Source organism: Pseudomonas sp. MF4836 (assembly GCF_002018875.1).
Classification (GTDB): domain Bacteria; phylum Pseudomonadota; class Gammaproteobacteria; order Pseudomonadales; family Pseudomonadaceae; genus Aquipseudomonas.
The window spans coordinates 21,143-34,422 of record NZ_MVOL01000023.1 but is presented as its reverse complement, the minus strand read 5'-3'; the positions used below and the strand labels follow the sequence as shown (position 1 = coordinate 34,422).

General features: G+C 63.5%; 12 protein-coding genes and 1 pseudogene. 9 read left to right on the top strand and 4 right to left on the bottom strand.

Going from position 1 to position 13,280, the window contains the following annotated elements; all coding sequences use genetic code 11:
- Nucleotides 1–294: 294 nt before the first annotated feature.
- Nucleotides 295–567, bottom strand: a pseudogene (locus MF4836_RS36295) (PAS domain-containing protein); the annotation flags it as partial.
- Nucleotides 568–1,041: 474 nt separating this feature from the next.
- Nucleotides 1,042–1,710: an HAD family hydrolase gene (locus MF4836_RS32870; protein ID WP_078473869.1), complete on the bottom strand. Its 669-nt coding sequence runs from the start codon at nt 1,708–1,710 to the stop codon at nt 1,042–1,044.
- Between the two features lie 407 nt (nt 1,711–2,117).
- Between MF4836_RS32870 and peaA the strand changes: the two genes are divergently transcribed.
- The 4 genes from peaA (at nt 2,118) to peaD (ending at nt 6,677) form a co-directional block, all read left to right on the top strand.
- Entirely contained in the window at nt 2,118–3,698 is a 1,581-nt protein-coding gene (peaA, locus tag MF4836_RS32865) for a quinohemoprotein amine dehydrogenase subunit alpha (RefSeq protein WP_078473868.1), read from the top strand.
- 81 nt (nt 3,699–3,779) lie between these two features.
- Nucleotides 3,780–5,210 carry a quinohemoprotein amine dehydrogenase maturation protein gene (gene peaB, locus MF4836_RS32860; protein WP_078473867.1) on the top strand — a complete coding sequence of 477 codons (1,431 nt, stop codon included), beginning with the start codon at nt 3,780–3,782 and terminating at the stop codon, nt 5,208–5,210.
- A 1-nt stretch (nt 5,211) separates the two neighbouring features.
- A complete protein-coding gene (gene qhpC / locus MF4836_RS32855; RefSeq protein WP_078473866.1) occupies nt 5,212–5,535 on the top strand; it encodes a quinohemoprotein amine dehydrogenase subunit gamma in 324 nt (107 codons plus the stop codon).
- 23 nt (nt 5,536–5,558) lie between these two features.
- The gene (peaD, locus tag MF4836_RS32850) at nt 5,559–6,677 is read left to right on the top strand and encodes a quinohemoprotein amine dehydrogenase subunit beta (RefSeq protein ID WP_078473865.1); all 1,119 of its coding nucleotides are present in this window, start codon (nt 5,559–5,561) and stop codon (nt 6,675–6,677) included.
- Between the two features lie 103 nt (nt 6,678–6,780).
- Here the strand turns inward: peaD and MF4836_RS32845 are convergent, their stop codons facing one another.
- Together MF4836_RS32845 and MF4836_RS32840 are read right to left on the bottom strand one after the other, a co-directional pair.
- The gene (locus MF4836_RS32845; protein WP_078473864.1) at nt 6,781–7,182 is read right to left on the bottom strand and encodes a lysozyme inhibitor LprI family protein; all 402 of its coding nucleotides are present in this window, start codon (nt 7,180–7,182) and stop codon (nt 6,781–6,783) included.
- Between the two features lie 30 nt (nt 7,183–7,212).
- Nucleotides 7,213–8,142 (bottom strand): ADP-ribosylglycohydrolase family protein, encoded by a 930-nt coding sequence (locus MF4836_RS32840; RefSeq protein WP_078473863.1) that lies wholly within the window; start codon nt 8,140–8,142, stop codon nt 7,213–7,215.
- Between the two features lie 153 nt (nt 8,143–8,295).
- On the opposite strand from MF4836_RS32840, the gene MF4836_RS32835 reads away from it, so the two are divergent.
- The 5 genes from MF4836_RS32835 (at nt 8,296) to MF4836_RS32815 (ending at nt 13,041) form a co-directional block, all read left to right on the top strand.
- Entirely contained in the window at nt 8,296–8,739 is a 444-nt protein-coding gene (locus MF4836_RS32835) for a sigma factor (protein ID WP_078473862.1), read from the top strand.
- Between the two features lie 116 nt (nt 8,740–8,855).
- Nucleotides 8,856–11,345 (top strand): TonB-dependent siderophore receptor, encoded by a 2,490-nt coding sequence (locus MF4836_RS32830; RefSeq protein WP_078473861.1) that lies wholly within the window; start codon nt 8,856–8,858, stop codon nt 11,343–11,345.
- Between the two features lie 86 nt (nt 11,346–11,431).
- Entirely contained in the window at nt 11,432–11,890 is a 459-nt protein-coding gene (locus tag MF4836_RS32825) for an SRPBCC family protein (RefSeq protein WP_078473860.1), read from the top strand.
- Nucleotides 11,880–12,227 (top strand): ArsR/SmtB family transcription factor, encoded by a 348-nt coding sequence (locus MF4836_RS32820; RefSeq protein ID WP_238596246.1) that lies wholly within the window; start codon nt 11,880–11,882, stop codon nt 12,225–12,227. Before MF4836_RS32825 ends, MF4836_RS32820 begins: the two co-directional genes overlap by 11 nt.
- 10 nt (nt 12,228–12,237) lie before the next feature.
- Nucleotides 12,238–13,041 carry an aminoglycoside phosphotransferase family protein gene (locus MF4836_RS32815; protein WP_078473859.1) on the top strand — a complete coding sequence of 268 codons (804 nt, stop codon included), beginning with the start codon at nt 12,238–12,240 and terminating at the stop codon, nt 13,039–13,041.
- Nucleotides 13,042–13,280: the final 239 nt, after the last annotated feature.

Sequence of the window (13,280 nt, the reverse complement as noted above, 5' to 3'; positions counted from 1 at the left end):
GAACAGCCCGAGGGGCAGCGACACCACGGCGCTCAGGGCAAAGGCCAGGGGCGGTGCAAGCAGGGTGGCGCTCAGGCTGCCGATCAGGGCCATGGCCAGCAACGGTAGCCAGCACAGCAGCGCCGGTTGCCAGCGCTGGCGGCTCGGGATTGCTGCGCGGCCCTGGTTCAGACGCTGGTACAGCGCTTGCGCGCGGCGGATCTGGTCGGCGGTGGGCTTGACCCGTACCGACTCGTAACCGACCACTTGGCTGCCTTCGAAAATCGGCGTGACGTAGGCGTTGACCCAATAGTGGTCGCCGTTTTTCGAACGATTCTTTACGATCCCCATCCACGGATTGCCCAGCTTGAGGGCCGCCCACATATGGGCAAAGACCGCGGGCGGCACGTCCGGATGGCGCACGATATTTTGCGGCGCGCCAATCAGGTCGGCCCGATCGAAACCGCTGATTTCGACGAACGCGTCGTTGCAGTAAGTAATGACTCCGCGAGCATCGGTGGTCGAGATGAGTTTTTGCTGTGCGGCGAGCGCCCCCTCACGTTGGGTGACGGGTTGATTGTTTCTCATTGCTGTTGCTCCCTGGATCCTGTGCAAACACCATCGGCAGACGCGTGCGATTACTGAGTTTTGTCTTCAAAAAAACCTTAAATAACAATTGGTTGCCTAAGGTTTTCTGGCGCTTCGGATCCGCTGAGCTGGGTTTTCCGTTGTCTGGAACAAGCTGAAAAACGGTCCACCTGCAAAAACAGGCCCGCGTGTTGGCGGGCCTGGCTGGGTTTTTTGCAAGTGACGACTATCAATCTAGGCGAGTACCAGAAAAAGCGCCGGGACTTTGGGACATGTCCGATGGAATGCCCCGGGCCATAGACCTATATTGCTGCAGCTCGCCCAGCCTAAGGGGGGTGTTTCGACACCAAGCAACACGGTCGAAATAAATGGGCGAGCTTCTTTTCTCTCTCTGCCGGTTCCTGGCAGATCACCTGCTCAAGACGTTTCAGGCGCTGCCCATCGGGCGGTGTTTTTGCGCTGGGCGTGTTTCACCTAGGGCCTGGCGCCGAGCATGCGTTCGATCTGCTGCCACAGGAGCGGGTCGTTGAAATCCTCGATCACCAGATGGGCGCCGGCGGCGAGCAGGGTTTCGCGGCTTTGGCTGGTGGCCAGGCCCACGGTGAAAATCCCTGCCTTGACTGCGGCGGTCAGGCCGGGAATCGAGTCCTCGAAGGCCAGGCTGCTGTCGGCCCGTGCGTTCAGGCGCTCAAGGCCGGTGAGGTAGGGCAGGGGATCGGGCTTGGCCCGGGGCAACTCTTCGGCCACCAGCACGGTCTCGAAACGCTCGCGCAGGCCCAGTACCTGCAACATGTGCTCGGCGTTGGCGCGCGGCGCGTTGGTCACCACGCACATGGCGATGCCTTGCTCGCGGGCGAAGTCCAGCAGGCGCACCAGGCCTGGCATCGGGGTCAGTTGGGGCGACAGTTGGCGAAAGCGCACTTCCTTGCGGTCGGCGAAGGCTTCATGTTCAGCCACCGACCGGTGTGGAAACAGGTAGCGGCACATATTGGCATTGGCCTGGCCACTGACGTGGGCTTCGAACTCGTCGGCGGTAAACACCCGGTCGTCCTCCTCCAGCAGCAATTGTTGCAAGGCCAGAAGGTGCAATTGGTCGGTATCGGTCAGGGTGCCGTCGAGGTCGAAAAGCAGAGCATTGAGCATGTCGGGGTTCCTGTCTGGCCACGTCCGGGCCGGTGGGCTGAAGCGGTTAAGCGCGCATCCTAGCAGGCTTGCCCGATCAGCGGACCAGGCGCTTCGGGTTGCGCCTTGTCCCGTGCGTCGCGCTCGACACAATCGGCCTTTACAGGCGCGGCGCCTGCGCCATGCTGCTGTATCAGACTGAGAACCGTGTCGCGAAATTGAACGGCAGCCCGGGCCCGGAACCGCCCCGTATCGTCACCAGGCGCCGACAAGCCTTTGATTCAGTGAACAATAATAAGCTGGCACGCTCCGTGTATTGCTCACCGCAGACGTTTCTCTTGCCTCCATGACCGGCCTTGCCGGGCGTGGCAGAAACCATAAAAACGACGCACTAAAAATAAGAAAGCTCCGTGGGAGGTTTGACGTTGATGAAGAGAAAAATCCGAGCAGGCATGACCAGCGGCCTGCTGGCGATGGCTGTATGCAGTGCCTTGCATTCCCCGCCCACACTGGCCGCGCGCGATGCCCCCAGCATCCTCCGGGAAACCTGCCAGGGCTGCCACACGCCCGAGGCCGACAATGGCCTGAGCCGCATCAGCCACCAGCGCAAGACCCCCGAAGGCTGGCTGATGAGCATTGCCCGCATGCAGACCATGCATGGCTTGCAGATCAGCGATGACGATCGGCGCACCCTGGTCAAATACCTGGCCGACACCCAGGGCCTGGCGCCCAGCGAAACCGATGGCGTGCGCTACGCCCTGGAGCGGCGCCTGAACACCGTTGAGCAGTTCGACGAACAGACCAGCCAGATGTGCGGCCGCTGCCACTCCGGCGCGCGGGTCGCGCTGCAACGGCGGCCGGCCGAGGAATGGGAGCGGCTGGTCAACTTCCACCTCGGACAATGGCCGTCCCTGGAATACCAGGCGCTGTCCCGCGACCGGGACTGGTTCGATCTGGCCCGCAAGGACATGGTGCCGCTGCTGGCCAAGCGTTACCCCCTGGACAACCCGGCCTGGAAAAAATGGCTGAGCAGCGCGCCCAAGGCCGAAGCCCTGGTGGGCGACTGGAGCTTCAGCGGCCACCTGCCGGGCAAGGGTGAACTGGCCGGGGTCATGAGCGTCGCCGCCGACGGCAGCGATCAGTTCAAGGTCAGCGTCAAGGGCCGGTACGCCGACGGCAGCCCGTTCAATGGCGAGGGCAGTGCGATCCTCTACAGCGGCTACGAATGGCGCGGCAACGTCAGCATCGACGGCGTCACTATGCGCCAGGTATTCGCCGCCCAGGGCAACGTCCTGCAAGGGCGGATGTTCGAGGCCGAGCACGACGAACGCGGCCTGGACTTTATCGCTGCCAAGCAGGGCTCCAGCCGTTTGCTGGCGGTGCAACCGGGCTACCTCAAGGCCGGCAGCGAAACCGAAGTGACCCTGATCGGCAGTGGCCTGCAAGGCCAGCCGGACTTTGGCAAAGGCGTGCAAGTGCTCGAAGTCGTCAGCCACAGCCCGGAGCAGATCAAGGTCCGGATCAAGGCCGCGGCCAATGCCCAGCCGGGCCTGCGCGCGGTCAGCGTGGGCGCGCTCAAGGGCGTGAACCTGGCGCTGTACAGCGCCATCGCCGAAGTCAAGGTGGTGCCGGCGTTCTCGGTGGCACGCATTGGCGAAGGCGGCGGGTCGACGCCCAAGGTCCAGGGGCGGTTCGACGCCGAAGCCTGGGGCAAGGGCGCCGATGGCAAGCCGTATCGCATCGGCGTATTCCCGGCGCAGTGGAAGGTCGAGGCCTTCGACGAGCGCGCCAAGGAAGACGAAGACGTCAAGTTCGCCGGGCAGATGCAGGCTGACAGTGGCGTGTTCACCCCGGGCGACGCCGGGCCGAACCCGGCGCGCAAGATGTCCACCAACAACGCCGGCAACCTCAAGGTGATCGCCGCCGTCGACGACTCAGGCCAGTCCCTGACCGGCGAAGGCCACCTGATCGTCACCGTGCAACGTTGGAACAATCCACCCATTCCATGAGTTGTTCGATGCCTTGGGCTGTAACGACTTTTCTGGAATGACCGCCGCCCCTGAACCCCGGGGTGAGCACAGGAGATTGCGATGGGCGCTATTTTGAATCTGGTCGAGCGCAACCTGCACGAAGTGCAGGTGGACGCCGACCGCATGCTGTTCCATATCCCCAGCAGTTCGCTGTTTGCCAGCGATGCACTGACCGGCAGCATCATCGATGCCTTGCGTGGCCCGGGTTGCTCTTCGGACGACCTGGTCCAGCGCCTGGCCAGCCACTATGGCGGCGCTGAAGTGGTCGAGACCCTGCGCGAGCTGATGGCCCTGGAACTGGTCAGCGACGGCTCGCCACTGACCCCGGACATCGGCACCAAGCGGGTCGAGCGCACGGCGATCAACACCGTGGTGCTCAACGTCAACACCGGCTGCAACCTGAGTTGCACCTACTGCTACAAGGAAGACCTGGACAAGCCCTCGGCCGGCAAGAAGATGGAGATCGACACCGCCGTGGCCTCGGTGGAGATGCTGCTCAAGGAATCGCCGGACGAAGAGCGCTTCACCGTAGTGTTTTTCGGCGGCGAACCGCTGAGCAACCGCAAGCTGATCGAGTACATGGTCGACTACTGCGAGAAGCGTTTTCGCGAGGCCGGCAAGTTCGTCGAGTTCGTCATGACCACCAACGCCACCCTGCTCACCGAAGACACCGTGGACTACCTCAATGCCCACCGGTTCGGGCTCTCGGTGAGCATCGACGGGCCCAAGACCGTGCACGACCGCAACCGCATCACCGTGGGCGGGCAGGGCACCTATGACGTGGTGCGGCGCAAGGCCGAAATGCTGCTGTCGCGTTACAACAGCCGGCCGGTGGGCGCGCGGGTAACCCTGACCACCGGGGTCACCGACGTCGAGACCATCTGGGATCACCTGTTCAACGAACTGGGTTTTGCCGAAGTCGGTTTCGCCCCGGTGACCTCGGGCGATATCAGCAGCTTCAACCTGTCGAGCGAGGAGTTGATCGAAGTCTTCGCCAACATGAAGAAGCTGGGGCGACGTTACCTGGAGGCGGCCCTGGAGCACCGCAATATCGGTTTCTCCAACCTGCACCAGCTGATCACCGACATCCACGAGGGCCACAAAAAGGCCCTGCCGTGCGGCGCCGGGCTGAAGATGCTGGCGGTGGACCACAAGGGCGAACTCAACCTGTGCCACCGCTTTACCGGGTCGTCCCTGCCGACCTTCGGCAACGTCCACAGCGGGGTCAAGCAGGTGGAGTTGAATGACTTCCTGTCCCAGCGCCTGGACCGCACCAACACCGGCTGCGAGGACTGCCAGATCCGCAACCTGTGCTCCGGCGGCTGCTACCACGAGAGCTATGCGCGCTACGGCGACCCGACGCACCCGACCTATCACTACTGCGAACTGATGCGTGACTGGGTGGATTTCGGCATCGAGGTCTACACCCGGATCATGGCTCACAACCCTGCGTTCATCAGCAGTTACATCACTCCGCGCAAGGCCCACTGATATGAAACATCTCAAGCCGATCAACAACAAAGCCCAGAAGCTGGAACAGGCCGCCGCCGAAAACCGCATCGAAGAAGTGGTGGCGATGAACTCCGTGGCCGGTTGCGCCTCGACCACCGACCCGGGCTGGGAAATCGACGCCTTCGGTGGCGTGTCCTCGCTGTGCCAGCCGATGGAAGCCGACCTCTATGGCTGCTCCGACCCTTGCTGGTGGCCGGCCCAGGTGCCGGACATGATGAGCACCTACCCCGACTGGAACAAGGACGCCCAGGCCTCCAACGACAACTGGCGCAACCTCGGCACCGTCTTCCCCAAAGACAAGTAACCGGACAGCACAAGGATTCCAGCATGCGAGCTATCACAGTGTGCGGCCTGGCCGCCGGCGCGGTTCTCAGCGCCTGTTCCATCACCGCGTTGGCTGATGAGGGCCTGGCCCTCAACAGCGGTCACGAATACATGGTGACCACCAACTACCCGAACAACCTGCACGTCCTCGACCTGGCCAGCGACAGCCTGTACAAGACCTGCCAACTGCCCGACGCCTTCGGCCCGGGCACGGTACAGCTGTCGCCGGACCGCAAGATCGCCTATGTGTTGAACAACCATTACGCCGATGTCTACGGCGTTGAGCTCGACAGCTGCAAACAGGTGTTCCACGCCAGCATCACCCAGCAGCCGGGGGAGAAGGCCCGCTCGATGTTCGCCTTCACCGTCAGCCACGACGGCAAGGAGCTGTACACCGTGGCCAACCCGACCCAGATGCTCAACGACCGCTACGAGGTCAAGCAGCCACGACTGGATGTCTACGCCACCGACGCCGGGATGAACGCCAAGCCGCTGCGCAGCTTCCCCGCGCCGCGCCAACTGACCATCATGCAGAGCGGCGACGACGGCACCCTGTATGTGGCCGGCGCCGATGTGTACAAGGTCAACGTACAGACCGGCAAGTTCGATGTGCTGATCCCCAGTCGGCACTGGAAACGCGCCAACTACAGCGCCCCCGACGTGCTCTACGTGTGGAACCAGCAGACCTTCCGCCATGACTTCTCGCTGCTCTACACCGCCGCCAAGTTCAAGGACAAGAAGCAGGACCCGGCCACCGCCGACTACCTCTACGGGCTGTTCAGCGTCGACCTGAAAACCGGCAAGACCGAAACCACCGACTTCGGCCCGCTGACCGAAATCTACTTCAGCGGCATGCGCTCGCCCAAGGACCCGAACCTGATGTTCGGCGTGCTCAACCGCCTGGCCAAGTACGACATCAAGCAGAAGAAGCTGATCCAGGCGGCGACCCTCGATCACTCCTACTACTGCATTTCATTCAACAAGGCGGGGAGCAAGATCTACCTGGCGGGGACCTTCAACGACGTGGCGATTTTCGACGCCGACAGCATGAAGCAGATCGGCAGCATCAAGCTGCCGGGCGGTGACATGGCGATCACCACGGCGCAGATCTTCGTCCGCTAGACCCGCCCATCTGGCGCCGGCGTGGCGCTGATGAGGCCCAGGCGTTGCGCGACCGGCAACCCCCTGGACCCCATCAGCGCCACGCCGGTTTTTGCATGAGCGGCTAGAGCCCCGGCACCGGGCAGCTCAGGTCGCCTTCTTCGCACTTGAGGTAGGTCTTGAAGGCCTTGACCCGGTCCTTGGTCAGGGCCGTGGTGCAGTTGCTGTGGATCAGCGGGTAGACACTGCCGCCCTCGACCCCGGAGGCGGCGAAGTCGCACTCGGCATCGCGAAACGCCACCCAGGCGCGTTGCGTGGTGACCAGCAGCTTCTTGGTCTGCGGCTGGTCCTTGAGGCGCTGGTTGATCTGCTGGTACAGGCTGTTGAGTTCCTGATCGGCGGCCTTGAACTGCTTGCCGGCGCATTGGTTCATGTCGAGTTGGGTGGTGGCGTTGTCACACTCGTCGGCCTGGGCCAGGGGCGCCAGCAGCAGCGGGGCGAGCAACAGCAGGTAGCGTGGGTGCATGGCAGGTCTCTTGATTCGAGCAGGGTGGGGTTACGGCTGGCATTGAGCCTGGACGGTCTGCGCAGCCTGGAGCAGGGCATCGGCCGTGGCCTGGATCTCATCGCCCATGTGCAGCTTGGCCAGCCAGCCTTCGGGGATGCCCTGGGCACCGTAATGGGCCCCGGCCAACTGGCCGACGATGGCGGCGGTGGTATCGGCGTCGTCCCCCAGGTTACTGGCGGCCAGCACCGCGGCGGCAAAGCTGTCGGTGTGCTGGAAGCACCACAGCGCGGCCTCCAGGGACGCCACCGAGTAACCGCTGCCGACGATCTGTTCGCGGGTTTTGTCCAGGTACTGGCCCTGGGCAATGGCCGCGACCTTGGGCTGGCTGAAACTCGATTCCGGCACGTGACGCAGCTGCGCCTTGCTCGCGCCGGCCAGGGCCAGGGCGATGAGTTGCGCAAACAGCTGGCAGCATTCCACGGCTTCGGGCGCAGCGTGGGTGGTGCGCGAACTGCTGGCGGCGAATTCGGCGATGCGCGCCTCATCGGGGAAGTAGAACAGCACCACCGGCGCCAGGCGCATCAGTGAGCCGTTGCCGGCGCTATAGGGATCGGTGGAGCCGGAAAACGGATCGCCGCTGGCCTGGAACCGGGCCAGGGCCTCGCGCACGGTCATGCCGATATCGAAGCAGTCGCCGGTGGAACTCAGGTAGCCCCATTGCCACCAGTTGAGGTAGCGGCCCATCTGGTCGGCGGCATTGAATCCGCCCTTGTTCAGCAGGCTTTCGGCCAGGCACAGGGCCATGGAGGTGTCGTCGGTCCATTGCCCGGGCTTGAGGTTGAACGGGCCGCCGCCGGTCATGTCGGTGACTTCCGGGAACGAGCCGCGCGGCTTGAATTCCACGGTGGTGCCGAGCGCATCGCCGCAGGCCAGGCCGAGCAGGCTGCCGCGGTAGCGATCTGAAAGCGTAAGGGGCATGGGTCATCCTTGTTGAAGGCCGGGTACGGGGGCGACCTTAGCATTTTTCCCGGGTGATCCGCGCTGCGGCTCGGCGCAGGCCGACGAGGCTATTGCCTCGCTTTGGACATTGGACTAAATTGCGACGCATTCTCAATTACGTGCGCAGCGCTCATGCCTCCGGTCGCTTCCGATTGTCCCGCTCATCAACCCATTGCCGTGCTCTACGGCGATCACCATGGCTGGCTGGTGGGCTGGTTGCGCGCGCGCCTGGGCTGTTCGCAGCAGGCGGCGGACCTGGCCCAGGACACCTTTGTCCGTCTGTTGCTGGCTGACCCGCAAAAGAGCGTGGGCAGCCCGTTGAAGGAGCCGCGGCACTTTCTGGTGACGGTCGCCAAGCGCGTGATGATCGACGGCTGGCGCCTGGAGCGCCTGGTCGACGAGTTGCAGCGTTATCGCGGCGGCTACCTGGGCTGCGCGCCGCAGGTGGCGGATCTGCGGGTCTCGGGGGCATTCCCCCTGGACGATATCGACCAGGCGCTGGAGGCGATTGCCCAGGCGCTGCCGGTGCAGATCGTGCGCCACACCCGCTACTGGACACGCCTCGTCGCGGCCTGACGCGACCTGTCAGCGCCCCCTGAAAAAAAATGCCGCGGCCATTGTCGATTGGCCAAGGCTCGCTCGACTCCCTCCTGCAAGACCTTCACCTTTGAACCGAATCTTCAGGAGTCAGCATGCGCGCAGGGCCATACACAGCGGTGGATAAACGGCACTTTTCCAGCAGCAGGAAACCCTTGGCCATGGCGCTGCTCGGGGCTTCCCTGGCCTTGCACTACGGGGTGCTGCAACCCTTGCTCGACCCTGCGTCCCAGGCCCGCGCCGCCAGCCAGCAGAAAACCTATGCCATTGGCGCCGGCCCTCTGGGCGCGGTGCTCAGCCGCTTTGCCGGGGACTCGGGCGTGGTCCTGTCATTCGATGCCGGGCTCACGGCGGGCAAGAGCAGCCGGGGCTTGAGCGGTACTTTCAGTGTCGAACAGGGTTTTGCCAGCTTGCTCGCCGGCAGCTCGCTGGCGGTGGTGATCAACCCCAATGGCAGTTATGGGCTGGTGCCCGTTGGCGAGGGTTCGGTGCTGAACCTGGGCGCGACGTCGGTCACCGCCCAGGCCCTGGGGTTGACCACCGAGGGCAGCGGTTCCTACACCACCGGTGCCACCAGTACGGCGACCAAGCTGCCGTTGTCCCTGCGCGAGACCCCGCAATCGGTGAGCGTGATCACTCGCCAACTGATGGACGACCAGCACCTGTCCACCCTCAACGAGGTGCTGAGCTTTACCCCAGGGATCAGCAGCAATCACCGCGACAGCGAGCGCTACACCTTTTACTCGCGCGGCTTTCAGATCCAGAACTTCCAGTACGACGGGATTCCGGCGCAGATCGCCAACGAGTCCCAGCAATTCACCTCGGCACTGTCGGACATGGCGATCTATGACCGTGTCGAAGTGCTGCGCGGCGCCACCGGCCTGATGAGTGGGGCGGGGACTCCGTCCGCCACCATCAACCTGGTGCACAAGCGCCCGACCAAGGACTTCCAGGGGTATGTTTCCGGCGAGGCCGGGGCGTGGGACAAGTACCGTTCGGAAGTCGACGTGTCCGGCCCCTTGACCGACACCGGCAACGTGCGCGGGCGCTTTGTGGCGGCCTATCAGAAACAGAACTCGTTCATCGACTGGTACAAGCAGGAGAAGCGCGTGCTGTATGGCGCACTGGACATCGACCTGAACGAAGACACGGTGCTGCGCACCAGCCTGGACTACCAGAACAACAACGCCGATGGCACCAGTTATGGGCATATCCCTTTGTTCTACAGCACCGGCCAGCAAACCAATTTCTCCCGCTCGTTCAACCCGGCCGGCCGCTGGAGCTTTCTCGACAACACCAGCTACAACTTCACCAGCATGCTCGATCACAAACTCGGCAACGACTGGAGTCTGAAGGCCTCGTACAGCCATCAGTACGCTTACCGCAAAGGCGAGGGTTCGTCGGCCAGCGCCTCCAACCCGGACCCGCTGACTGGCGCCGGTGCCTTTGCCTTTATCAGTCGCCTGGACAGCTACCAGACCCAGGACACGCTGGACCTCTATGCTTCCGGCCCGTTCACCCTGGGCGGTCGCGAGCATGAGCTGGTGGTGGGCGGTAGCACTTCGCGCACGCACTTGAATTTTCCCGATTACACCAGTGTCGGACCCGACGGCGACTACCGTCCGGTGGACAATATTTTCGAGCTCGATGGACGCGAGTTCAGTCGTCCCAAGTTCATCAAGAATGCCGAGGGCGTTACCCGCCTGAAACAGACCGGCCTCTATACCGCGCTGCATTTGAAGCCCTTCGACCCGCTGTCGATCACCCTCGGCACGCGCGTCAGTTGGTGGCACCAGGAAGACATGACGCGCAACGAGGCGTCGGGGGTGGAAACCGTCGACAACACCAAGAAAAGTGCGGTGCTGACCCCGTACGCCGGTATCGTCTATGACCTCAACGACCGTTACTCGGTGTACGCCAGCTACACCAACATCTTTTTGCCGCAGACCTACTACAAGACGGCGGCCAACACCTCCCTCGATCCGCTGCAGGGCGATAACTACGAAATCGGCATCAAGGGCGAGTTCTTCGATGGCGGGCTCAATGCCAGTGTGGCGCTGTTTGACGTCGAGCAGAAAAACAGCCCCGAGTACGTCGGTGACAACCTGCAGACCAACAAGCCGATCTACCGGGCCATCAGCGGCACGTCGACCCGGGGGCTGGAGGCCGAGGTTTCCGGCGAAGTGGCGAGTGGCTGGAATCTGTTCGGCGGCTATACCTACCGCGAATCCCATGACAAGAACGGCGAGCGGGTGCAGGCCAACCAGCCGATCAACCTGTTCAAGCTCGGCACCACCTACCGTCTGCCGGGTAACCTGAGCCGCTTGACCGTGGGCGGCAACCTGACCTGGCAAAGCGAGTCCTTTGCCACCCGGGAGATTTCAGGAACCACCTACAAGGCCTATCAAGACCCCTATGCAGTGGTCGGTTTGCTGGCCCGGTACCAGGTCGACGAGCATCTTTCGCTGGGCCTGAACCTGAACAACCTGTTCGACCAGAAGTATTACGACGGCCTGGGCACCTTCAACTCGGGTTCCTATGGCGAACCGCGCAATGCGATGGTCAACGCCAAGTGGAGCTTCTGATCCTTTGCGATGAGTGGTGGGGCTAACGCAACTCATTGGTTGCGTTTGGCCCAAGGCCGACTAGTGTTCAGTGCTGGAGGTGACCCATGAATTCATCTGATCGCATTGAACGAAAAATCCTGCTCAAGGCGCCCCGGGCCAAGGTCTGGAACGCGTTGACCGATGCCCAGGCCTTTGGCAACTGGTTCGGCGTGGCCCTGCAAGGCCAGCGCTTTGTCGCCGGCCAGCGCGCCACGGGGCAGATCACCTACCCCGGCTACGAGTACCTGGTCTGGGATGTACTGATCGAGCAACTGCTGCCCGAAGAGGTGTTTGCCTTCAGCTGGCACCCCTATGCGGTGGACACCCACCTCGACTATTCCGGCGAACCCACCACCCTGGTGCGCTTCGAACTCGAAGACATGGACGGCGGCACCTTGCTGCGGGTGGCGGAGTCGGGCTTCGACGGCATCCCGGCGCAGCGCCGGCTCAAGGCGTTTCGCATGAACAGCCGGGGGTGGGATGTGCAAATGAGCAACATCGAGACTTACCTTGGTGCAGCCTGAACCCACCCTCACCGGCGTTGCGGCCCTGGACCGCTCGGCGCTGATCTTCGCCGCACTGGGCGACGAGACCCGTTTGCGGCTCGTCGTCATCCTGTGCGCCGGCGAGCCCCAATCCATCACCCAATTGACCCTCGGCACCGCCATCACCCGCCAGGCTGTGACCAAGCACTTGCAGGTGCTGGCCCAGGCCGGCCTGGTACGCGATGCCAAGCTGGGGCGCGAACGCCTGTGGGCGCTGGAGCTGACCCAGCTGGCCGCGGCCCGGCACTCCCTGGAACTGATCAGCCGGCAATGGGACTCGGCTTTGGGTAATCTGGCGTCCTTTACCGAGCGCTGACGGTAACCCGATGTTCGAGTCTTACCTGAGTCGCTGGCAGTTGCTGCCGGACGGCGAACCGATCATGACCCATGGCAGCCGCCTGCTGCCGGTACGCCGTGGCGCAGTGCCGGCGATGTTGAAAATTGCCCTCGATGACGATGAAGCCATCGGCAACCAACTGATGGCCTGGTGGGCCGGCGCGGGCGCGGCCCCGGTCCTGGCCCAGGAGGGCGCGGCGCTGTTGATGGCGCGGGCCGAGGGCGGGCGTTCGTTGCTGGACCTGGCCCGGCACGGCGAGGACGACCAGGCGAGCCGTCTGGCCTGCGCCTGCCTTGCGCGTCTGCATGCGCCCGGGCCCGGGCCGTCGCCCTCGTTGTTGTCCCTGGCGCGCTGGTTCCAGGCGCTGCGCCCGGCGGCCGCGCGCGAAGGCGGGGTGCTGCTGGAAAGCCTTGCCGCCGCCGATGCATTGCTGGCCGACCCGCGTGACGAGGTGGTGCTGCACGGTGATGCCCACCACGAGAATATTCTCGACTTTGGCGAACACGGCTGGCTGGCCATCGACCCGAAACGGGTGCGGGGCGAGCGCGGGTTTGATTTCGCCAACCTGATCTGCAACCCGCAACTGCCGACGGCCACCGATCCGGCGCGCTTTACCCGGCAGGTCGCGGTGATTGCCGAGGCCGCCGACCTGCCGCGCCAGCGCCTGTTGCAGTGGGTGCTGGCTTACAGCGGCCTGTCGGCGGCCTGGTTTCTGGAGGACCGGAATCAGGCGGGCGCCGGGCACCAGCGTCAGATGGCGCGCCTGGCGGCTGGGGCACTGGCGCAGTCCTAAGGGTTTACGGAAGCCGCCCTATGGCGAATGGCTTACACGCGCTGCCCGTGATGTCGTCTATTGCCCCTTGAGGTTTGTGTTTAATCTTCACTCCATCAACTGCAGCGCAGGAAGCGCTCAGGATCAAGGATGATCGACCATTTGCAAGGACGCTACCGACAGGGAGTCGACATGGTCTTGGGAAAACCCGCTTCGGCGGGTTTTTTTATGCCCGGGAAAAACTCAGGCCACGGTGCTTA

Coding starts and splice junctions, on each gene's coding strand:
- MF4836_RS32835 (WP_078473862.1), top strand. CDS start 8,296: ATGCCTCCGGTCGCTTCCGATTGTCCCGCTCATCAACCCATTGCCGTG.
- peaB (WP_078473867.1), top strand. CDS start 3,780: ATGGGCGCTATTTTGAATCTGGTCGAGCGCAACCTGCACGAAGTGCAG.
- MF4836_RS32840 (WP_078473863.1), bottom strand. CDS start 8,142: ATGCCCCTTACGCTTTCAGATCGCTACCGCGGCAGCCTGCTCGGCCTG.
- peaD (WP_078473865.1), top strand. CDS start 5,559: ATGCGAGCTATCACAGTGTGCGGCCTGGCCGCCGGCGCGGTTCTCAGC.
- qhpC (WP_078473866.1), top strand. CDS start 5,212: ATGAAACATCTCAAGCCGATCAACAACAAAGCCCAGAAGCTGGAACAG.
- MF4836_RS32825 (WP_078473860.1), top strand. CDS start 11,432: ATGAATTCATCTGATCGCATTGAACGAAAAATCCTGCTCAAGGCGCCC.
- peaA (WP_078473868.1), top strand. CDS start 2,118: ATGAAGAGAAAAATCCGAGCAGGCATGACCAGCGGCCTGCTGGCGATG.
- MF4836_RS32830 (WP_078473861.1), top strand. CDS start 8,856: ATGCGCGCAGGGCCATACACAGCGGTGGATAAACGGCACTTTTCCAGC.
- MF4836_RS32845 (WP_078473864.1), bottom strand. CDS start 7,182: ATGCACCCACGCTACCTGCTGTTGCTCGCCCCGCTGCTGCTGGCGCCC.
- MF4836_RS32870 (WP_078473869.1), bottom strand. CDS start 1,710: ATGCTCAATGCTCTGCTTTTCGACCTCGACGGCACCCTGACCGATACC.
- MF4836_RS32815 (WP_078473859.1), top strand. CDS start 12,238: ATGTTCGAGTCTTACCTGAGTCGCTGGCAGTTGCTGCCGGACGGCGAA.